A 21146-nucleotide genomic window follows, 5' to 3' on the forward strand; every position below is an offset into this window, starting at 1 on the left:
AATACCCTAAAACAAATTGGGAAAAGCCTCCCTTCTTCCTCCCTAATGTTTGCAAAATTCTCTCCCGATGGAAAAACTATAGCTTATGTTTCCGAAAACAATTTATATAGTGAAGATTACGCAAGTGGTAACATTAAACCTTTAACTACCAACGGTACTGTTTCCTTAATAAACGGAACTTTTGACTGGGCTTACGAGGAAGAGTTTGCTTGTAGAGATGGGTTTCGTTGGAGCCCCGACAGTAAATCTATTGCTTATTGGCAAATCAATGCAAGCACAATTAAAAAGTTTTATATGGTAAATAATACAGATTCTATATATTCACAATTAGTGCCTTTAGAATACCCTAAAGTTGGCGAAAGTCCTTCTGCATGCAGAGTTGGGGTTGTAAAACTTTCCGATGCTAAAACAACATGGATAGATGTTCCTGGAGATGCTTCTCAGCACTATTTAGTACGAATGGAATTTATTCCAACCACCAACAAGTTATTAATCCAACAATTAAACAGAAAACAAAATAAGAGCAAATTATACATTGCAGATGCTTTAAAAGGAAGCACAAATAGTATTCAAGAAGAATCGGACGAAGCTTGGGTAGATTTATTTCAATTGGGTAATACCTATGAAATAGATTACACAAATAATTTTAGTTTTTTAAAAGAAACAAATAGTATTCTTTGGGCATCAGAAAAAGATGGATGGAGGCACTTATACCAAGTTTCTTTAGAAGGAAAGCCAGATGTACTGATTACAAAAGGGGAATTCGATGTTATCGATTTAAAACACATCAATTCAAAAGAAGGATACGTATACTATTTAGCTTCGCCAGATAATGCTACTCAAAAATATTTGTATCGATCTAAATTAAACGGAAGAGGAAAAAACGAATTATTGAGTCCAGAAAACTTAAAAGGAAGTCACGATTATTCTTTTTCTTCTAATGCTAAATATGCCGAACATACCTTTTCTAACCACTATACACCAAGAGTTAAAGAGTTTATTACCGTTTCTAATCACATGGCTTTAAGCAAAGAAGAAAGTATTGTCCATAGATTAACAAAATTGGAAGAAAAAGTAACCACCGAGTTCTTCTCGATAAAGACAGCAGATAATGTTGAAATGGACGGATGGATGGTAAAACCACTAGACTTTGATCCAAATAAAAAATATCCGGTGGTGTTTTATGTTTATTCTGAACCAGCTAGAGCCACAGTAAAAGACGCTTATAATGTTAGTCGAAATTGGTTTTATAATGGAAATATGGCCAAGGATGGCTATATCTATATTTCTCTAGATAACAGAGGTACCCCTGCTCCAAAAGGTCGGGAATGGAGAAAATCTATTTATAAAAAAATCGGTGTGGTTAATATTAATGATCAGGCTATGGCAGCCAAAGAGATTTTAAAGTGGAGTTTTGTAGATCCTGAACGGATAGCCGTTTGGGGCCATAGTGGAGGTGGATCTGCTACATTAAATTTAATGTTCCGATATCCTGAAATTTACAAAACGGGAATTTCACTCGCTGCAGTAGCAAATCAATTGACTTATGACAATATTTATCAAGAACGTTATATGGGCTTACCCCAAGAAAACAGAAAAGACTTTATTATTGGTTCTCCCGTTACCTATGCCAAAAATCTAGAAGGCAATTTACTTTATATCCATGGAACCGGAGATGACAATGTCCATTATCAAAATGCTGAACTGTTAATAAACGAATTGATAAAACACAACAAGCAATTTCAGTTTATGCCTTATCCAAACAGATCACATGGATTTAGAGAAGGAGAAGGGACTTTTAAACATTTATCAACTTTATATACAAATTACTTAAAGCTACATTGCCCTCCTGGAGGAAGATAATGCTTAATAAAAACATATCCTCATTAAGTAATAAAAGACAAGCTTAGGATGCCTATAGTTAATAAAACTATGTTTGTAGAAAACACACTGTAGGCATCCTAAAAAAGACTAGAAACAGATTCTAAAATTAGAAACCAAGTCATTATATACTAAACCTCATAGTACCCAAGAAGAACGCAAGAATAGACCACGAAAAATTATAAATTTTAAACCCCCTAAAAAAAATAATTCTTGTTGCGTTAAAACCTTTAAAAAAGCATATTAACATGGAAGAAAACAGAAATTCATCAGTTGAAATAAGCAAGGAAGAATTCCGAAAAATTGGATATAAATTAATCGATGATATTTCTGACTTTATAAACACCATTGATAAAAAACCTGTTACTACAGGCGAAAGTCCAAGACAAATTCAAAATATACTAGGAATTTCATCCTTACCAGAAAACGGTGTGCCAGCGGCAGAATTAATATCTAAAACAACCGATTTATTGTTTAACCATTCTTTATTTAATGGTCACCCTAAATTTTTAGGATATATAACTTCTTCTGCTGCTCCAATTGGCGCATTAGCCGATTTGTTAGCCGCTTCTGTAAATCCAAATGTTGGAGCTCATATTTTAAGTCCTATGGCTACTGAAATAGAGAAACAGACTGTTCAATGGCTTGCCGAATTTATCGGTGTTTCGCCAAACTATGGTGGCATATTGGTTAGTGGCGGAAATATGGCAAATTTCACTGCCTTTTTAGCAGCAAGAACAGCTAAAGCACCTAAGAACATAAAAGAAGACGGACTCACAAACATACCTAACAAATTCCGTATTTATTGCTCTAAAACTACGCATACTTGGGTTGAAAAGGCTGCCATATTATTTGGTTTTGGTTCTAAATCTATTCATTGGATAGAAACGGATGAGTTTAATAAAATGAATAACAATGTTCTGGAAGAAACAATTAAAAACGACTTAGAAAATGGTTTTAAACCTATAATGGTAATTGGTACTGCCGGAGATGTTAGTACCGGAGCTGTTGATAATCTAAAAGGTATTTCAACAATTTGCAAATTATATGATTTATGGTTTCATATTGATGGTGCTTATGGTGCTCCAGCGGCAGTTATTCCTCAACTTAAAAATTTGTTTGATGGAATTACAGAAGCAGATTCAATTGCTCTTGACCCGCATAAATGGTTATATAATCCACTTGAAGCGGGATGCATCTTGGTGAAAAACCCGCAACACTTACTAGATACTTATAGTTCGCATCCAGAATATTATAACTTTACTAATAACGAAGAAGAGATTACTACAAATTATTACGAATATGGTCTTCAAAATTCACGAGGCTTTAGAGCTTTAAAAGTATGGTTAACATTGCAGCAAGTAGGTAGAAGTGGTTATAAAAAAATGATTAATGAAGATATTGAGTTATCTAAATACTTATTTGAACTAGCCGCAAAACATCCTGAATTAGAGGCTGTTTCTAACAATTTAAGTATTACTACTTTTAAATATATCCCATTAGATTCTAAAAATAATGCTGATTATCTTTATAAACTAAATGAAGAACTATTGAATGAATTACAGACTGGTGGAGAATTATTTTTATCGAATGCTATTATCCATAAAATGTATTGTTTAAGAGCTTGCTTTGTAAACTTTAGAACTTCCAAAAAGGACATCAGTGAAATTATTGAAATAATAGTTAGAGAAGGAAGAAAAACTCATCTAAAACTATTTAAAACAAAAGGTTAAAATAATAACGTATTACAAAACTGTATAAAAACAATATACAAAAGAGTCTTAAAATTAATGTTTGTAACCCGCTTCAACTTTCTTTTAATTTAACCAGAAAGTGCCACGCAACTAGCTACTATTCTTCTATAAAATTTTTAGCACACATTTTAGTTTCTTAAAGATTCATCCATTTTCTTATTTCTTCTAATTAAACTTCTACGGTTTAATTCTTCCCAATAGACTTGGTCTTGATAGATTGCTTTTAAAGGCCTTTCATAAACCCAATGTTCTTTTGATCCCCAATAAAAAACAGCATCTGCTATGTCTTTTAACTTGCTGTTTCCGTAGGCAGGTATAGATGCTTTATTCGCTTCAATATCGCGCAACCAAATTTCACTCGTCAATATAAGGGAACCTATTTTCCTGTTTTTAATTTCGGTAATTCCTAAAGATGCTAATTTTGAGTAGCTATTTATAAAAAAGGTGGAGCCAGGATAATTAAGCTCCAGAAGCGAACCTATTGTTTCATCTCTAAAAACACGTCCATTACGACTAAACCCAGTACTAACTTTAGAGAGGTGGAAACCCCCAGCTATTAACAATGCCTTCTTATTTTTAACAAAAACCTCTTTCTTTACTATTTCATAAATATGCTTACTGCCTGATGTTTTGTATGGCTCATAGTCTTCTGTTGTTTTAATAATTGTCCAATCTATTGACTTGCCACCTGCAACGACTCGATATTTTTCTTTAGGCAAAAGCGATTTGTTTATTTCTCGTATTGTTTTAAAAAAACGCTCATAAACCGGTGAATCCCATACTGTATTTGGAGAAATAGCTGTGTTCCTCCACACCTTACGTATGGTGTCGATTGAAATATTTTCTCCGTTAATATAACGGTCTAATTCTTCTTGATAAAAACTATTACCAAATTCCACGATAATAATATCGATGTCTTCTTGTGTCTGCTTAGTCTTTAAGGTTTTTTCGAGTAATAGATGGAAACTTTTGTGCTGATGTGTCTCTCCAATAGCAATAACTCGTTTGCCTTGTTCCATTTGGGAATGCATCAAATTTGCGAGTTCATTAGATTCATTTGATGTGATGCCTAATAAAAAAGGTAAAATGAAAACTAACATATTTTTCATAATAAATATTTATAATTAAATGACTTAAACAGAATAATAGCGTAAAACAAAACTGCTTTCTACTTCCACAAATTACCAAACCATAAAATGTCGAAAATTAATGTTATCTTGGCATATCTATTTGTGCTAAAATAGTAAAGGATTTTTAATCCCTATTTTTAGTTTTTTTTACTTAGTGGAATTTACATATTTTTCTTGGACTTAATAGTCTATTTAAGAATTAGAACATTTGTGTTCTCCATATTCCTTTATTTTCATTCTCTTTTAGACCCTATTTATTAAAACTAATTGCTCAATATATTTGCTTTACACACCCATATTCTTCGAAGGAAAGAGGTGCTAAAAAAACACAAAGGAACTCATTAGCAAATGCCTTCCCAAAGCTACTCTCCATAAAATCGACAAAAAATCTCCTTCTTATTCAAAATAGACGAAGAAAAACAATAGGTTATAAAACCCTTAAAAAGGAGAAATGAATTTTGAGCTAAAATTTGTATCTTGACTCATATAAAAACGGCACCGTTTGTTATATTACAACCTTGAATGCAATCTATGAAGAAAAGCATCTTATATAAACTTAGCTTATTTTTTATCTTATTTACAGCTTGCAATAAGAAAGATAATGTTACGACTCCAGAACCATATACTCCTATTACAATAAATTCAGATTGGTTTAATGTTAGTTACATAAATCCTAAAACTTATAGTTTAGAAGAGCCTAAAAGCTCTCAACATAATGTTAGTTATATAATTGTAGGAGATTCTAAAGCCCTTATGTTTGATACTGGTTCTGGGGAAAATCAGCCCATAAATGGATTAAAAATTAAGCCCATTATAGAACAACTTTCTCAAGTACCAACAACACTTTTATTATCCCATTTTCATTTTGATCATAATCAAAATATCTCTGAATTTAATTCCGTTGGTTTTCCTGATTTACCCTTTCTAAGACAGAATGTTACTCCTAATGGTATTTATAATTTTACAGACGATGATTTATTTCTAGGTAGTTACCCTTCACAGGTTCAAGTTAACGAATGGCAGCCTTTAAATACAGATATTGACTTAGGAAACAGAATTATTCAAATAATTAATATTCCGGGCCACACCAACGAGTCTATAGCTATTATTGATAAAACAAATAAAATGGCCTTTTTAGGAGATTATCTTTATAATGGGTCCTTGTTTTTATTTAACAACAATGACATTGCTATGTACAAAGAAAGTGTCAATTACCTTATATCTACATTAAATGACGATTACAAATTGTTTGGTGCTCATGGAACTCCAGAGATTGCTTATGAAAAACTAGAAAGGCTTAAATCTTTTTTAGTTTGTATTGAAAGTAATAGTTGTCAATCTACAGCAACCAACATATGGGGTTTTGATGTTTTAATTTATGAATTTGAAAATATGCAAATAGTAATTTTCCAATAACTATTGCAAACAAAATTTCTAAACCTATAATACCCTTACTCTGCTCTTTTGCTCTTTTTGTTAAACACTAAAAACAGATAGAAACTTAGGAAACATATACCTAATCTGGCTCTAGTTTGTATAAAAAAACTTAGGAATAATTAAGACCTCTCCAAATCAGTTTAATTTGCCATTTTAAAACCAAAACTCCAACAAAAAAAATCAACTTTGTTTGTGGAGGAATACAAACGTATATTTGCGATTGCATTAACTTTAATATAAGCCAACACTCACAATATGGAACAAACTGAATTCTTAGAAAAAAATATCTTTACAGATTTAAAAAACCTGAATGACGGATTCGATAAAGAGAATATTCTATATTTTTCTGAGACAGATTTTGAACTGGTTCTTCAACGAGTAGAGCATTTCGGAATTGGAGTTTATAGCATTGAGGCTAGGCTCGATGGTGAATTCTATGCCGTTGCCTCACATGAAGACTTTAAAAAGAAAGCGACTGACCCTCGATGGATTAAAAAAGCATTCTTAACCTTTAAAACTCGCCAACCTGGGCTTTCTTATTCCGCATCATATAAAGTTTCGAATAAACTTTTAGCAAGAGAGAATACTGCAGATAATAACGAGGATCAAAATTAGCTAGTTATAGGCTATCCAAATGGTTTGTGTTTATTGACCAAGACTATTAATTTTTAATTTAGCATTAAAAAAAGTAAGCAAAAAAATAATTGCCTGCGTATTTCTTTACCTCAAAATTATAGGTTCTAAATAATTTTCAAATGTTATGTATCATAAGGAATCATCCGACTTAAAAAAAATTATTCAAGGCATTCCCAAAGCAGAGCTTCACTTACACATCGAAGGGAGTTTTGAACCTGAACTCCTGTTCAAAATAGCCAATAGAAATAATATAACCTTGGATTATGACTCTATCGAATCATTAAAGAAAGCATACAAGTTTAATAACCTTCAAGAGTTTTTAGATATCTACTATGCGGGTGCTGAAGTACTACTCTATGAACAAGATTTTTTCGATTTAACTTGGGCCTACCTAAATAAAGTACACAGTCAAAACGTTGTCCATGTTGAAGTGTTTTTTGACCCACAAACCCATACCGATAGAGGAGTTGGTTTTAATGTGGTTATTAATGGTATTTATAAGGCCCTTGAAAAAGCCAAAAAGGAGCTAAACATTTCGTACAAACTGATTATGTCTTATTTGCGACATTTAAGCGAAGAGGCTGCATTCAAAACACTTGAATCGTCTCTCCCTTTTAAGGATTGGATTGACGGTGTAGGATTAGACTCATCTGAGAAAGGAAATCCTCCTAGCAAGTTTTCTAGAGTGTTTAAAGCATCTGCGAATCAAGGTTACAAATTAGTTGCTCATGCAGGAGAAGAAGGACCTGTAGAATATATATGGGAAGCTCTGGATCTTTTAAAAGTTATAAGAATAGACCATGGAAATCGTTGTTTAGATGACGAAGCTTTGGTTCAAAGATTATTGAAACAGAATATACCATTAACCTTGTGTCCATTAAGTAATGTAGCGCTCAAAGTAATCCAAAAAATGGAGGACCATCCTATTGCAAAAATGCTCCACAAAGGAATTTTAGCTACCATTCACTCCGATGACCCTGCTTATTTTGGAGGCTATATGAACGAGAATTATTATGAATTGGCTATAGCGCTAAACTTAAACAAAGATCAATTAATGCAATTGTCCATCAATGCTTTTAAAGCAAGTTGGTTGAGTCCCGAAGCCAAAGAAAAACACATTTATCAAATAAAAAATTATTTCCATTCTTCTAATTTATAAACGCAGCATTATTCTTATTTTTTATACTAAATAGTTTAAATGGCGTAATTGAAACATCCAAATATCCCTTGAATAATAATCTTGTTTTTTATTCTTTAGGGCACATTTTATATAGACAAAAACAATTATTTAAAAAATTGCAAACTTGCACGAACTGATTTTTGTCATAGTTTAATGCTTTTATATTCTGTAGCTTTCCTTACATAAAATAATAGACTATGACACGAATTCTATTACCAACAGATTTTTCAGAAATATCATTTGACGCCATTCGATACGCTATACTGGCTTATAAAGAGGTAAAATGTACTTTTTATTTACTGCATACCTATACCCCTGCTATATATCATACAGAATACCTTCTAGGTAGTCCTGGACAGGTTGGATTGGGAGATATGTTACAAGATAATAGTATTACCCAATTGGAAAAAATGAAAAACCGATTGGAAAGTCAATATAAAAACCCAAAGCACATTTTCATGGTACACAGTGCTTTCAATACGCTTCTGGGAGAAGTATCCGAAATGGTAAAAACAGAAAATATAGATTTAATCATAATGGGTACTACTGGTGCAACAGGAGCCCATGAAATTTTATTCGGGACTAATACGGTACACGTTATCAAAAAAGCTAAATGTCCGGTTATAGCTGTTCCTCCTAAATTTGAATATGAGGCTCCCAAGGAAATTTTGTTTCCCACAGACTACGAAATCGAATATAAAAAAGAAAAATTTGAGGCACTGCTTGCTGTTGCCGACCAGCACAAATCTAGAATAAATGTAATGCATGTACGAGCTGGTTATGATTTAAACGCCGAACAGAAAAATAACAAAACCCAGCTCGAAAAATTATTAGGTAACAATGCTCTTTTTCATGAAGCTCCCGATAATGGAATAATAGATGCCGTGAATGATTTTCAAATCAAGCAAAAAATAAATCTTTTAGTAATGGTGCAGAATAAACACACCTTTATGGAAAGACTTTTTATAGAACCTGTTATTAAAAAAATAGGTTTTCATATAACTGTTCCCTTTATGGTACTGCCTCAATTGTAACATTAATTTTGTTGCACTTGGTTTAAAAAAAGGTGCATATAGTGTTTTTACTATAGAATCAGGGAGTAAAGAATATGAAATGACAAAGGCAAATTTTGAAGAAGGATTTAAAAGAGACACAAAAAACAATTATTAGATGATATACTACAGCCAATAACACCAATTTTAACAAACTATTTAAAAAAATGTAGCTAATCATTTGTTAAACGTAGACACAGCGATATAATCGCTTTTATTAACCGTAAACATTTTTTCTTCGGAAGTATTTTTTCCAAACCGTTATTAAAGAAATTTGGATATGATGCAACTGTTGCAATTTTGACTTTACATTAAAAATAATAAACATGAACAAAATAGGCATTTGGATCGATAAAGAGAAAGCACATATCGTAAGGATAAATGGGGACAAGGAAGAAATAGAAACCATTGTATCTGAGCTAGAATTTTTTAACCCCACAGGCGGATCTAGAACACGAACTACCAAATGGGGACCACAAGATGTTGTGCAAGACAGTAAATATCTAGAGCGAGAGAAACACCAGTTAAAATCGTATTTCGATAATTTAGCAAATAACATTAAAGATGCTGATGTGATAGCCATTTTTGGTCCTGCAGAAGCCAATGAAAAATTTAGAAAAGAGTTAATGAACTCTCATAAAGATTTAGCTTCTAAACTTAAATCTGTAACCAAAACAGATAGCATGACGCTAAATCAGGTTAAAGCTTTAGTACGCGATTATTATAAACATTAAAGTAGATTACTATTTTATTGAAAAGGCTACTAAAAGAGTACTTAATTGTAGCCTTTTAAAAAAAAGAGATACAAATGGAAATAGCAATAATTAAATCCTCTGGAAAGAAGGTCGAATTTTCATTAGATAAACTTAGAAATTCTCTTAAATTTAGTGGCGCGAGCCCTTATTTAATAGAACAAATTATTGCTAAAGTTCAAGAAGAAGTTTATGAAGGTATCTCTACAAAGGAAATTTTTAATAGAGCCTATGCCCTTTTAAAAAATAAAAAATCTGTTTTTGCTTCTAAATACAAACTAAAAAAAGCAATCTATGAGTTAGGGCCTACAGGCTTTCCTTTTGAACGATTTGTAAGCACTATATTGGAATATTCTGGATACACTACCAAAGTAGATGTAATAATGAATGGTATATGCGTTACTCATGAAATTGATGTAGTGGCTGAAAAAGAAGAGAATATAACTATTATTGAATGTAAATTTCATAGCGAGGAAGGTCGCAATTGTAATATAAAAGTTCCGCTATATATCCATTCTCGCTACCAAGATGTTAAGGCTTGTTGGAAAACCAAAAAAAAAGAACTAAAAACATTAGATAACGTCTGGGTTGTTACAAACACCCGATTTACGGAGCAAGCAATTACATATGGAGAATGCACTAAAATGTACTTGTTGAGTTGGAACTATCCCAAGAACAATGGATTAAAAGACCGCATAGATAGACTTGGTCTTTACCCTATAACAGTTTCTACATTGTTGACTGACCGAGAAAAACACTTCTTATTAAATAGAGATGTTGTGCTTTGTAGGCAACTTTGGAAAGATAAATTCTTCTTAGATCATTTAGGAATAGCTAAAACAAGACAAGTAAAAATTCTTAAAGAAATTAAACAACTTTGTAATCCATAAACCATGAATACTATAAAAGTACATTTTCTAGGCGCTTCTGGCACCGTAACGGGTTCCAAATTTTATCTAGAAACGCCCGAACTAAATATTATGGTCGATTGTGGGATGTTTCAAGGACTAAAAGAACTTCGTGTTTTAAACTGGGAACCATTGCCAATAGACGCGTCTAAAATAGATGTTGTCCTTTTAACCCATGGACACCTAGACCATACAGGATACTTACCGCGATTAGTAAAAGAAGGTTTTAATAGTGATATAATTGGTACAGCACCCACTTTGGCCATAACTAAAATCATTCTTTTAGATAGTGCCAAAATCCACGAAGAACAGGCCGAACAAGCTAATAAAGAAGGGTACAGTAAACATGAAAAGGCCTTACCTTTTTATACCCTAAAAGAAGCAGAAAAGACAATTAAACTATTTCAGTTTACGGAAAAAGAGGAATGGATTATACTTTCTAAAAACATACGCTTTAAATATAAATGCAATGGCCATATTATAGGATCAACTTTTATTACATTAGAAATTTTTGGAAAAATATTTGTTTTTTCAGGAGATATTGGTCGGCAAAATGATTTACTATTAGCACCTCCTGAACGTCCTAAAAAGGCAGACTATCTTTTTATTGAAAGCACCTATGGCGGTAAGCTGCACCCCAAAGAAAAAGTAGCAGATATTTTAGCTTCTTTAATTCATAAAACCATTAACGAAAAAGGCAACCTTATCATTCCTTCTTTTGCTGTAGAACGTATGCAGTCCCTAATGTATCAGCTTTGGCTACTCTTCAAGAGTAACCAAATTCCGAATATCCCAATTTTTATAGATAGCCCTATGGGTAATAATGTTCTTTCTGTTTTTGAACAATTTCCTGATTGGCATAAATTAACTAAAAAAGAGTACCATGCCATGTGCAACCATTTTACAATAATAAGCTCCTATGCTGACACTTGGAAGACCATAGATGACCCAAGACCTAAAATTGTTATTGCAGGTAGCGGTATGGTTACTGGCGGAAGGGTACTCACCTATTTAAAACAACTTATAGATGTACCAACCACAAATATCTTAATAGTTGGTTACCAAGCAGAAGGAACTCGTGGAAGACAGCTTTTAGAAGGCGCTCATGAGCTAAAAATATTTGAAAAATACTATCCTGTTAAAGCTAAAATTGAGCATTTAGAAAGTTTATCTGCCCATGCAGACCAACGGGAATTATTACAATGGCTGAAAGAGATTAAAAATATTCCAGAAGGTGTGTTCCTTATTCATGGCGAACCTTCTTCCCTAGATACTTTTAAAGTTAAAATTCGAGACACATATGGTTGGCAAGGACACATCCCAAAATTAAACGAAATACAAGAATTAATCATATAAGTTTTCTACATACCCTATATAAAGGAGCTTATTTTTTTTGTTATATAAGAGGTACAAAAAAACTGACCATTATCATTTTTATTCTATTATACATTACATAACTTATAAATCACTAACATTTAAAAGCACTTGAAATGGATACTAAAACAACAAAACACATTTACACAGAGTGGTTAAGTACAGACGAAATGCATGAGCAGTCTAAAACATGGTTTTCTGAACTGGCTTTTATAAAAGAGGAACAGCAATTTTTAAATCATATGATTCTATCTTTTGGAATTAAAACATTTAACAAAAATGAATTTAAAAAAATCAATGAATTTAAAATTGCCTTAACAGAAAACCAACGCAAGCTATCCCCTCTTTTTAAACAAATAAAAAAGCACATGAACCAGTTACACATAATGTTAGATGATGTAAATGAATTAGAAATGGAAAAAATGTATCAAAAAACACATAAAAACCTTATTAAAAAGATGAAGAAGTTTCTTTTAGATTACAGAACATTAAAACAAAAAGGATTTACAGAACTATCCATTATCCTAAAAAATGGCAAACAAAAAATAGCTTTAGGGAACCCCGATTACAAGCTTATTACAGTGGATAAAGCAAACTAAGACTTATGAAAAAACTAACTATATTATTACTTATTTTTATATTCAGTTGCTCCTCAACAGAATTAATTGAAAACTGGAAGAACCCAGATATTGATCTTTTCCATGCTAATAAAGTATTATTAGTCGGTATGACTAATAATAAGGAGGCTCGCATAAATTTTGAAAGTACACTTAAAAAAGAATTTGATGCTCGAGAGGTGCAATCCATGCGAAGTATAGATGTATTTGATATAAATTTCACAGATACCCAAAGGACAGAAAAAGAACTCGATGATGTAGAGCAAAGTCTTTTAGACAAGGATTTTGATGCCATTTTGTTCACAAAAATAGTAGGTTCAGAAAGCAGACAGTCTTTAAAAAAAACGATAAACGAATTTCAAAATAATGGGTACGACTTTAAGGAAGATTATAGAAAGCATCAAGGCATTTATTATGATGATGAATACTATGAAAATTATACGGTATATAATGCAGAAACCTCTTTGTATTGTATTTGTGTAGGCAAGGAACGATCCTTAATATGGAGAGGAAGTATAGATATCATAGACCCTGAGAAAATTGAAAAAACTATTAACGACTATGTAGAGCTAGTTATATTTGCTATGACAGAACAAAATTTAATTTTTAGGAAAGAAAAAGATAACTAAACCACTCTGCACTAAAGTGCAGAGGTTTGTTTGACTAGGGACTAAAGTCCCTATTTTTATTCCAGTATGAAATTTGAAGTATCAGAATTAGGTTTACGGTGATGTTCTAAATACTCATTTACCATTTCATCTGTTATATTCCCAGTACTCCAAGCTCCATAACCAGTAGCCCAAAAATGTTTGCCCCAGTAAGTCTTTCCTAACGAGGAAAACTCCAGTTCTAATTTTCGAGAAGTTCTGCCTTTCATTTGTTTTACCAAAAAGCTTATTCTTTGTTTCGGAGCATATTCAATATGCATATGGACATGATCAGAACTAACAACTCCTTTCAATAGCTCTACATCTTGGGCATTACAGATTTCCACTAACAATTTACGACAACGGGACTGAATACCCCCTTTCAAAACTTTATAACGATATTTTGTTGACCAAACAATATGACAACTTAAACGACTTACTGTATCTGAACCCTTGCGCTGATAATTACCCATAAGGTAAATATCTAATTTTTTCGTAGTACTAAAGTGCTGCAATAAATTGCAGGGTTTTTGACCCTAATTTGAAACCAATAAAATTTCCTTTTATAATGTCCTTAATTTTTTTAGCTATACACATTAGGTTTCAATAACCACAAAAAAGTACAATATAAATATTTAATAACCTGTTATTTAAGAGGTATTATCTTATGTTTTTATTTACAATAAAAATGTAATGCTTTTTTAACAGTCATTTAAACCTATTTTCATAATAATGGACTAAATATTTTACCAAAACCTTCTTTCAGTTTTTCGCTCCAAGGTCGTTTTAAGTATTTTTTATAAGAAAGCATTATACTCTTACTAGAATCTTCTAGAAAATCTTGATGTAACAATTTTGCAAATGGCACATCATAAATAATAGCATTTACTTCATAGTTTTGCTCAAAGCTACGATCGTCTAAATTCGCCGTTCCAATAGTTGAAATACGATCATCACTTATTATAATTTTACTATGCAAAAAACCATCTCGAAAAAGATAAATTTTAATTCCTGATTTCAGTAGCGCTTCAAAATAAGAACGCACACTCCAACTTACGATTTTGTTATCCGCATTTTCCGACACCATCAAACGAACATCTACCCCACTTCTTGCGGCGGTTTGTAATGCTTGCATAATTGCCTGTCCAGGAATAATGTAAGGATTGGTTATATACAAGTACTTTTTTGCATTGTTAATAATGGTAAAATAAGCTTGTTCCATCGAGGAAAAATCATCATCGGGACCACCCGAAATAATTTGTACTAGCGTGTTTTTATTCTGAGGAATAGATACTCTTGGAATTATTAAAGACTGTATCCTTTTTTGACTAACCAAATACCAATCCATTGCAAAAATATAACCTAAATGAATGGCTGCCTCCCCTTCTATTTTAATATGCATATCGTGCCAACTCCCTAAGTCCACATCTCCCTTTAAATATTTATCCGAAATATTAATCCCGCCAGTAAAGGCAATTTGCTCATCTACCACAATAATTTTTCTATGATTCCTATAATTTAAAGAAGAAAAGAAACGCCCAAATTTAAATGGTAAAAAAGGATATACTTCTACCCCAATAGCTTCTATTTTTTTTAAATATGTTTTACTCAATGAAAAACTACCAATACCATCGTAAATCATACGTATTTTAACGCCTTGAGCTATTTTTTCTTCAAAAAGAAGTAGTAGACGATTTGCAAGCTCACCTTCTTCAAAAATATAGTACTGTAGGTGTATTTGTTTTTGTGCACCTTCCAAAGTTTTAAAAATAGCTTTAAAAGTCGTTTTTCCATCCTTCAACAACTCCAATTCATTATGCTTTGTAGGAGGAAAATGAGAATTATTGTAAACAAGCGTCATTAACTTTTTGTACTCCCCATCTAAAAAAGCTAAATGTGTCTTATTGGGTTCTGGCAAGTTTAAGAAAGTCTTCTTTTTTAACTGTAACAGTTTGTTCTTTCTTCTATTTCTTCCTAATAAAAGATATAATAAAATACCACCCACAGGGACGGTAAATATAGCTAAAAGCCAAGCTAAGGTTTTAGATGGTTTAGCTCCATGCAGTAGCACTGTAAATACAATTACAATTGCAAAAAACAAGTACATAAATAATAGTAGATTATACCACATAGGAATACTATTTAATAAAAAAATGGAACGCTCAAATAAACAAACTAGGTCTAACAAATCATTGCAAATGTACTAGCCCTCCTATAAAACATTATTTAAGGAAAAGCTTATAAAGCGTTTTTATATTTTTCTTTATACCTCAATTTAAGAAAATTATTCCCTTTTCCTTTTAGTTCTTGCACAATAGTGTTAATTTAAGTTTATGAAAAATACTATTTCTGAACGTGTTGCTGATTTTCTTAAAAACTTCCCTCCTTTTAATCTTTTAAGTAAAAAAGAATTACAACTACTTTCCCAAGAAGTAAGTATTGTATATCAAGAAAAAAATAGCACCATTTTTAGTGAAGATGCTATTCCTCATACCATATTCTACATTGTACATAAAGGTGCCGTTGCTCTACGAAAAACGACTAATAATGAAATTATTGATATATGCGATGAAGGAGATATTTTTGGTTTACGCCCGTTAATGGCTAATGAAAATTACAAATTAGAAGCTAAGGCACACGAAGAGAGTATACTCTACGGAATTCCTTTAGAAGTTTTTAAACCATACGCAAAAAGAAATGATGCTGTTAGCACATTTTTAATGGAGAGTTTTGCATCAAACACAAGAAATCCATATTCCAAAAGTCACAAAGGAAAATTATATGGTAATGAAACTGTAGACACCATAAATCCCGAAGTAAAACTTTTAGATCTACAACCCGTAAAATATTCAAAAAAAATAGTTAGTTGCGACGAAGATACTCCTGTTAAAAAAGTAGCCCAGATAATGACCAAAAATAGAATTGGTTCCATTTTAATAATGAAAGATGAATTACCCATTGGTATTGTTACGGATAAAGATTTACGAAATAAAATTGTTACTGGGTTACACCCAATAACCGCCCCTGCTTCGACCATAATGTCTTCTCCTGTTGTTACATACCCTAAAACTCTTACGGTTACACAAGCGCAAATGGCTATGATGAAAAGTAGTATTAGTCATCTTTGTTTAACGGAAGATGGTACTGTAAACACTAAAGCTGTAGGCGTGTTATCTAAACACGATGTAATGGTTTCTCTAGGAGATAACCCTGCTGTATTAGTAAAAGCTATAAAAAGAACCACAAAACACAAACAGATAAAGCCTATTAGAAAAAGTATAATGCATCTATTACAAGGGTATTTAGATGAAAACATACCTATGGGGCTTGTTTCTAAAATTATATCGGAATTAAATGATGCTTGTATAAAACAAGTGATTAACATTTCTCTAAAGAAAATGAAAACACCGCCTCCTGTAGAATTTGCATGGTTAGCTATAGGAAGTCAAGGTAGAGGAGAACAAATGCTACATACAGACCAGGATAATTTTTTAGTTTTTGATGATGTTCCGGAGAGCGATTTACAAAAAACAAACAAATACTTTTTAAAATTAGCAGTGCACGTAACCAAAGGTCTAAACACAATTGGTTATGAGTATTGTCCTGCAGAAATGATGGCATCCAATCCAAAATGGTGTTTAAGCTTAAAAGAATGGAAAAATATGATCTCGCATTGGATTATTAGTCCAGGGCCAGATGAAATACTTATGTCTTCCATATTTTTTGATTACTCTATTTCTTATGGCAATAGAGACTTGGTTAATGCGCTTTCTGAACATATTTTTGAAACCACTAAAAAACACCCGCTATTTTTATTACACTTAGCAAATGGAGCTTTAAAAAATCCTTCCCCTTCTGGTTTCTTTAGATCTTTCTTGGTAGAACAAGATGGGCAACATAAAGACTTTTTCGATATAAAGTCTAGAGCTTTAATGCCTTTGGTAGATGCTGCAAGAGTTTTAATTTTATCGCACTCCGTTAAATCTATAAGTAATACTTGGGAACGGTATGAAAAACTTGCAGAAATAGAGCCCAATAATGCAGAGATTTATTTGGCTTGTTCTTATGCTACTAAAGCGCTTCTAAAATTTAGAACAAAACAAGGTCTATTACATCATGATTCTGGTAGATTTATTGCTTTAGACAAATTAAACAAAGAGGAAAAGATAAAGCTTAAGCGAACTTTTAAAACCGTGAAAGAAATACAAGAACTTATTACCATTAGGTATAATATAAATAACTTATTACGCTAATGTGGTTTAAACGCAATAAAAAAGTATACCCAGAGTATTGGAACATCTACGAAAATCTTTTTAAAAATGAGATTCCACAAGACATTTCTAAAATTCGCTTTGTAGTTTTCGATACAGAAACTACTGGTTTTAGTATTATGAGTGATAGAATTTTATGTATTGGAGCATTGTCTTTGGAAAACAACACTATAAATGTCCACAACTCTTTTGAAGTTTACCTAAAGCAAGATATATATAAGATAGAGAGTGCTAAAATTCATGGTATTCTGAGCAACAGTAAGAAGAACTTAATCCAAGAAGAGGAAGCTATTATTCAATTTTTAGCGTACTTAGGAAATGCTGTTATTGTTGCACACCATGCCATGTTCGATATTAATATGGTGAACCATGCCCTATCTCGATTAGGGTTGCCAGAATTAAAAAACAAATACCTAGACACTTCTACGCTTTACAAAAAAACGCAGTTAAAATCTAATCTTTTAAAAAAGCAAGATTTTTACACTCTAGATGAGCTAACAGATAAATTTGATATAAGTAAAGAAGATAGGCATACTGCCCTTGGAGATTCTTATATTACGGCAATAGCTTTTTTAAAAATAGTTACTGCCCTTAAGAAAAAAAAGACAGTAACCTTAAAATCGTTACTAAGGTAATCTACCCTAAATACTCTATAACATTTTTCTCAATACGTTCCTGAATACTAGAAATATCGGCTTTCACAAAAGTTTCTCCTGTAATATTCTCATAAAGCTCTATATACCTTTCCGAAACAGAAGTTATATATTCATCTGTCATTTCTGGTACCGATTGGCCTTCTAAACCTTGAAAATCATTGCGGATTAACCACTGTCTTACAAATTCTTTAGAAAGTTGTTTTTGTGTTTCTCCTTTTTCTTGCCTCTCTTGATACCCTTCTGCATAAAAATATCTAGAAGAATCTGGCGTATGTATTTCATCTATCAAAACAATTTCTCCAGAGGCTGTTTTTCCAAACTCATATTTGGTATCCACCAAAATTAAATCTCTAGCAGCAGCTATTTCTGTTCCTCTTTTAAAAAGAGCTTTCGTATAATTTTCTAACACTATATAATCCGCTTCCGAAACAATTCCTCTGCTTAGAATATCCTCTCTAGAAATATCCTCATCATGGTCTCCCATTTCTGCTTTGGTTGCAGGTGTAATTATAGGTGAAGGAAATTTATCGTTTTCTTTCATCCCTTCTGGCATGGATACACCACAAAGCATTCTTTTCCCTGCTTTATATTCTCTAGCTGCGTGGCCAGACATATAACCACGTATTACCATTTCTACTTTATAAGGCTCACATGCTTGCCCTATTGCAACATTTGGGTCTGGGGTTGCTGTTAGCCAATTAGGAACAATATCGGCAGTAGCGGCCATCATTTTAGTTGCTATTTGGTTAAGAATTTGTCCTTTATACGGAATTCCTTTTGGCATAACCACATCAAAGGCAGAAAGACGATCTGTGGCCACCATCACCAAAACATCGTTCTTTAATTTATAAACTTCTCTTACCTTTCCTTTATAAACACTTTGTTGTCCTGGAAAATTAAAATTGGTATCTAAAATTGTATTACTCATATTTATTATTAATTCTGATGTTCTATACTTTTATATGCTGCAATGACTTTTTTAACTAATTTATGTCGAATTACATCTCTTTCATCTAAATAAATCACCTCGATTCCTTCTAAATTCTGAAGCACTAATATGGCTTCTTTTAATCCAGAAATGGTACGTCTAGGTAAATCTATTTGCCCTGGATCGCCTGTTATTAAAAACTTAGCATTTTTACCCATTCGTGTTAAAAACATTTTCATTTGGGCGTGTGTTGTATTCTGTGCTTCATCTAAAATAACAAAAGCATTATCTAGAGTTCTACCTCTCATAAATGCCATAGGAGCTATCTGTATCGTTCCATTCTCTATATAATGCACCAATTTCTCTGCAGGAATCATATCGCGTAAAGCATCATATAAAGGCTGCATATACGGATCTAATTTTTCTTTTAAATCTCCAGGTAAAAAGCCTAAATTCTCCCCTGCCTCTACTGCAGGCCTAGTTAATATAATACGTTTTACCTGCTTTTCTTTTAAAGCTTTAACCGCTATTGCTACAGCGGTATATGTTTTTCCTGTTCCCGCTGGTCCTATTGCAAAAACCATGTCATTTTCTCTTGAAGCGTCTACTAATTTTCTCTGGTTTGCCGTTCTAGCTTTAATAAGCTTTCCGCTAACCCCATGAACCAAAGTATCTCCGCTATAATCTAAAGAAGTGTCTTCCGCTTCGTCATCACTAGTTAAAACTCTTTCAATAGCATTTTCGTCTAACGCATTATACTTTGCAAAATGCGCCGTAAGCATATCGAAACGTTTTTCGAACTCTTCTAAAAGCTCATCATCTCCATATACCTTTATTTTACTGCCTCTAGCAACAATTTTTAATTTTGGAAAGTACTTTTTAATAAGATTAATATTCTCATTTCCTTGTCCAAAAAACTCTCTTGGACTAATCTCCGTTATCTCTAAAACAAGTTCGTTCAAAAATTTTATTGGTTTAAAAATTAAGGTTACGAAAGAATAATTTCGCTCCGCTATTTTTTTGTTTAATTTTGTTTAACAAACTTAAGTAAATTTTCAGTTTACATAACCAAAAACATATCAACATTGCTGTATGGCAATAATAACACTAACTACGGATTTCGGCTTAAAGGATTTTTTTGTAGGTGCGCTTAAAGGAGCTATCTACAAAGAGGATTCCGACGTTAAGATTGTTGATATATCGCACCATATAGAACCTTTCAACATTCAACAATGTGCCTATGTTTTAGAAAATTCTTATAAAAGCTTCCCTAAAGGCTCTATACATATTGTGGGAGTAGACTCGGAAGCTACACCAGAAAACCAACATATTGTTGTTTTAATAGACGGGCACTATTTTATTACCGCTAATAATGGTGTCGTGGGTTTAATTACTTCAGAAAGAAAACCAGATAAAATAGTAGAAATAAACCTTCCTAATCCTAGCGATAGCCCTTTTCCTGTTATGGATATTTTTGTTAAAGTTGCTTGCCATATAGCTAGAGGTGGCACTTTAGAAGTTATTGGTAAACCTTTTAATAATTTAAAGGAATTAAGAGAATTCTCCGCAAGGGTTTCTGATAACGGAGATAAAATAACTGGTAACGTTATCTATATAGATAATTATGGTAATGTAATTACCAATATTCCCCAACATGTTTTTGATTCGTATAGAAAAGGGAGGGATTTTGAATTACACGCAAGAAACAATGTGATTAAAAAAATTAGAAACAAATATAGCGATATTATAAATTTTGATTTAGAAAAAAACAATCGTAAAGGAGCCGGAGATTTACTCGCTCTTTTTAATTCTTCTGGCTATATAGAACTTGCTATTTACAAAAGTAATTTAGATACCGTAGGTGGTGCTTCTACCCTACTTGGTTTAGATTATAGAGATACTGTAACTATTAATTTTTTATAA

Annotated in this window: 19 protein-coding genes; 14 read left to right on the top strand and 5 right to left on the bottom strand. The window is 32.3% G+C overall.

All coding sequences use genetic code 11. The features are described 5' to 3' along the window. Together QZZ51_RS07565 and QZZ51_RS07570 are read left to right on the top strand one after the other, a co-directional pair. Positions 1 to 1863 (top strand): DPP IV N-terminal domain-containing protein (locus tag QZZ51_RS07565; RefSeq protein ID WP_291868123.1); only part of this gene is annotated, 1863 nt, incomplete at its 5' end. A 266-nt stretch (positions 1864 to 2129) separates the two neighbouring features. Beyond that, the gene (locus QZZ51_RS07570; protein WP_291868126.1) at positions 2130 to 3614 is read left to right on the top strand and encodes a pyridoxal-dependent decarboxylase; all 1485 of its coding nucleotides are present in this window, start codon (positions 2130 to 2132) and stop codon (positions 3612 to 3614) included. A gap of 149 nt (positions 3615 to 3763) precedes the next feature. On the opposite strand, the gene QZZ51_RS07575 is transcribed toward QZZ51_RS07570, so the two are convergent. Then, the gene (locus tag QZZ51_RS07575; RefSeq protein WP_291868128.1) at positions 3764 to 4744 is read right to left on the bottom strand and encodes a hypothetical protein; all 981 of its coding nucleotides are present in this window, start codon (positions 4742 to 4744) and stop codon (positions 3764 to 3766) included. Positions 4745 to 5296: 552 nt separating this feature from the next. Here QZZ51_RS07575 and QZZ51_RS07580 point away from each other — a divergent pair. The 9 genes from QZZ51_RS07580 to QZZ51_RS07620 all read left to right on the top strand — a co-directional run bounded on the left by QZZ51_RS07580 (position 5297) and on the right by QZZ51_RS07620 (position 13350). Continuing rightward, positions 5297 to 6181, top strand: coding sequence for an MBL fold metallo-hydrolase (locus QZZ51_RS07580; RefSeq protein WP_291868130.1), 885 nt, complete (start codon positions 5297 to 5299; stop codon positions 6179 to 6181). Positions 6182 to 6457: 276 nt separating this feature from the next. Beyond that, complete coding sequence (locus tag QZZ51_RS07585; RefSeq protein ID WP_291868133.1) at positions 6458 to 6817, top strand: hypothetical protein; 360 nt, start codon at positions 6458 to 6460, stop codon at positions 6815 to 6817. 145 nt (positions 6818 to 6962) lie between these two features. Continuing rightward, the gene (locus QZZ51_RS07590; protein WP_291868136.1) at positions 6963 to 7997 is read left to right on the top strand and encodes an adenosine deaminase; all 1035 of its coding nucleotides are present in this window, start codon (positions 6963 to 6965) and stop codon (positions 7995 to 7997) included. A 218-nt stretch (positions 7998 to 8215) separates the two neighbouring features. Beyond that, the gene (locus QZZ51_RS07595; RefSeq protein WP_291868138.1) at positions 8216 to 9052 is read left to right on the top strand and encodes a universal stress protein; all 837 of its coding nucleotides are present in this window, start codon (positions 8216 to 8218) and stop codon (positions 9050 to 9052) included. A 344-nt stretch (positions 9053 to 9396) separates the two neighbouring features. Next, positions 9397 to 9804 carry a hypothetical protein gene (locus QZZ51_RS07600; RefSeq protein ID WP_291868140.1) on the top strand — a complete coding sequence of 136 codons (408 nt, stop codon included), beginning with the start codon at positions 9397 to 9399 and terminating at the stop codon, positions 9802 to 9804. Between the two features lie 74 nt (positions 9805 to 9878). After that, positions 9879 to 10712: an ATP cone domain-containing protein gene (locus QZZ51_RS07605; RefSeq protein WP_291868144.1), complete on the top strand. Its 834-nt coding sequence runs from the start codon at positions 9879 to 9881 to the stop codon at positions 10710 to 10712. 3 nt (positions 10713 to 10715) lie between these two features. Beyond that, positions 10716 to 12086 carry an MBL fold metallo-hydrolase gene (locus tag QZZ51_RS07610; RefSeq protein ID WP_291868147.1) on the top strand — a complete coding sequence of 457 codons (1371 nt, stop codon included), beginning with the start codon at positions 10716 to 10718 and terminating at the stop codon, positions 12084 to 12086. A gap of 134 nt (positions 12087 to 12220) precedes the next feature. Further along, positions 12221 to 12703, top strand: a complete 483-nt coding sequence (locus QZZ51_RS07615) for a hypothetical protein (protein WP_291868150.1) — start codon at positions 12221 to 12223, stop codon at positions 12701 to 12703. Positions 12704 to 12708: 5 nt separating this feature from the next. After that, positions 12709 to 13350 (top strand): hypothetical protein, encoded by a 642-nt coding sequence (locus QZZ51_RS07620; protein WP_291868151.1) that lies wholly within the window; start codon positions 12709 to 12711, stop codon positions 13348 to 13350. Between the two features lie 56 nt (positions 13351 to 13406). On the opposite strand, the gene tnpA is transcribed toward QZZ51_RS07620, so the two are convergent. Continuing rightward, positions 13407 to 13841, bottom strand: a complete 435-nt coding sequence (gene tnpA / locus QZZ51_RS07625) for an IS200/IS605 family transposase (RefSeq protein ID WP_291868154.1) — start codon at positions 13839 to 13841, stop codon at positions 13407 to 13409. 251 nt (positions 13842 to 14092) lie between these two features. Further along, positions 14093 to 15499, bottom strand: a complete 1407-nt coding sequence (cls, locus tag QZZ51_RS07630) for a cardiolipin synthase (RefSeq protein WP_291868156.1) — start codon at positions 15497 to 15499, stop codon at positions 14093 to 14095. A 202-nt stretch (positions 15500 to 15701) separates the two neighbouring features. Between cls and QZZ51_RS07635 the strand changes: the two genes are divergently transcribed. Continuing rightward, on the top strand, positions 15702 to 17621 hold the full coding sequence (locus tag QZZ51_RS07635; protein WP_291868158.1) for a DUF294 nucleotidyltransferase-like domain-containing protein: 1920 nt from the start codon (positions 15702 to 15704) through the stop codon (positions 17619 to 17621). Beyond that, positions 17621 to 18274, top strand: coding sequence for a 3'-5' exonuclease (locus tag QZZ51_RS07640; RefSeq protein ID WP_291868161.1), 654 nt, complete (start codon positions 17621 to 17623; stop codon positions 18272 to 18274). Before QZZ51_RS07635 ends, QZZ51_RS07640 begins: the two co-directional genes overlap by 1 nt. Before the next feature lies 1 nt (position 18275). Here QZZ51_RS07640 and QZZ51_RS07645 read toward each other — a convergent pair whose 3' ends face one another. Together QZZ51_RS07645 and QZZ51_RS07650 are read right to left on the bottom strand one after the other, a co-directional pair. Further along, positions 18276 to 19223 (bottom strand): phosphoribosylaminoimidazolesuccinocarboxamide synthase, encoded by a 948-nt coding sequence (locus tag QZZ51_RS07645; protein ID WP_291868163.1) that lies wholly within the window; start codon positions 19221 to 19223, stop codon positions 18276 to 18278. Positions 19224 to 19231: 8 nt separating this feature from the next. After that, entirely contained in the window at positions 19232 to 20185 is a 954-nt protein-coding gene (locus QZZ51_RS07650; RefSeq protein ID WP_291868167.1) for a PhoH family protein, read from the bottom strand. Between the two features lie 130 nt (positions 20186 to 20315). On the opposite strand from QZZ51_RS07650, the gene QZZ51_RS07655 reads away from it, so the two are divergent. Next, positions 20316 to 21146 carry an SAM-dependent chlorinase/fluorinase gene (locus tag QZZ51_RS07655; protein ID WP_291868169.1) on the top strand — a complete coding sequence of 277 codons (831 nt, stop codon included), beginning with the start codon at positions 20316 to 20318 and terminating at the stop codon, positions 21144 to 21146.

The sequence above is a fragment of the Maribacter sp. genome, assembly GCF_016744255.1.
In the GTDB taxonomy this organism is placed as follows: domain Bacteria; phylum Bacteroidota; class Bacteroidia; order Flavobacteriales; family Flavobacteriaceae; genus Maribacter_B.

What these genes read in the sequence shown, in the direction of transcription:
- QZZ51_RS07570 (WP_291868126.1), top strand. Translation starts at nt 2,130, where the DNA reads ATGGAAGAAAACAGAAATTCATCAGTTGAAATAAGCAAGGAAGAATTC.
- QZZ51_RS07575 (WP_291868128.1), bottom strand. Translation starts at nt 4,744, where the DNA reads ATGAAAAATATGTTAGTTTTCATTTTACCTTTTTTATTAGGCATCACA.
- QZZ51_RS07580 (WP_291868130.1), top strand. Translation starts at nt 5,297, where the DNA reads ATGAAGAAAAGCATCTTATATAAACTTAGCTTATTTTTTATCTTATTT.
- QZZ51_RS07585 (WP_291868133.1), top strand. Translation starts at nt 6,458, where the DNA reads ATGGAACAAACTGAATTCTTAGAAAAAAATATCTTTACAGATTTAAAA.
- QZZ51_RS07590 (WP_291868136.1), top strand. Translation starts at nt 6,963, where the DNA reads ATGTATCATAAGGAATCATCCGACTTAAAAAAAATTATTCAAGGCATT.
- QZZ51_RS07595 (WP_291868138.1), top strand. Translation starts at nt 8,216, where the DNA reads ATGACACGAATTCTATTACCAACAGATTTTTCAGAAATATCATTTGAC.
- QZZ51_RS07600 (WP_291868140.1), top strand. Translation starts at nt 9,397, where the DNA reads ATGAACAAAATAGGCATTTGGATCGATAAAGAGAAAGCACATATCGTA.
- QZZ51_RS07605 (WP_291868144.1), top strand. Translation starts at nt 9,879, where the DNA reads ATGGAAATAGCAATAATTAAATCCTCTGGAAAGAAGGTCGAATTTTCA.
- QZZ51_RS07610 (WP_291868147.1), top strand. Translation starts at nt 10,716, where the DNA reads ATGAATACTATAAAAGTACATTTTCTAGGCGCTTCTGGCACCGTAACG.
- QZZ51_RS07615 (WP_291868150.1), top strand. Translation starts at nt 12,221, where the DNA reads ATGGATACTAAAACAACAAAACACATTTACACAGAGTGGTTAAGTACA.
- QZZ51_RS07620 (WP_291868151.1), top strand. Translation starts at nt 12,709, where the DNA reads ATGAAAAAACTAACTATATTATTACTTATTTTTATATTCAGTTGCTCC.
- tnpA (WP_291868154.1), bottom strand. Translation starts at nt 13,841, where the DNA reads ATGGGTAATTATCAGCGCAAGGGTTCAGATACAGTAAGTCGTTTAAGT.
- cls (WP_291868156.1), bottom strand. Translation starts at nt 15,499, where the DNA reads ATGTGGTATAATCTACTATTATTTATGTACTTGTTTTTTGCAATTGTA.
- QZZ51_RS07635 (WP_291868158.1), top strand. Translation starts at nt 15,702, where the DNA reads ATGAAAAATACTATTTCTGAACGTGTTGCTGATTTTCTTAAAAACTTC.
- QZZ51_RS07640 (WP_291868161.1), top strand. Translation starts at nt 17,621, where the DNA reads ATGTGGTTTAAACGCAATAAAAAAGTATACCCAGAGTATTGGAACATC.
- QZZ51_RS07645 (WP_291868163.1), bottom strand. Translation starts at nt 19,223, where the DNA reads ATGAGTAATACAATTTTAGATACCAATTTTAATTTTCCAGGACAACAA.
- QZZ51_RS07655 (WP_291868169.1), top strand. Translation starts at nt 20,316, where the DNA reads ATGGCAATAATAACACTAACTACGGATTTCGGCTTAAAGGATTTTTTT.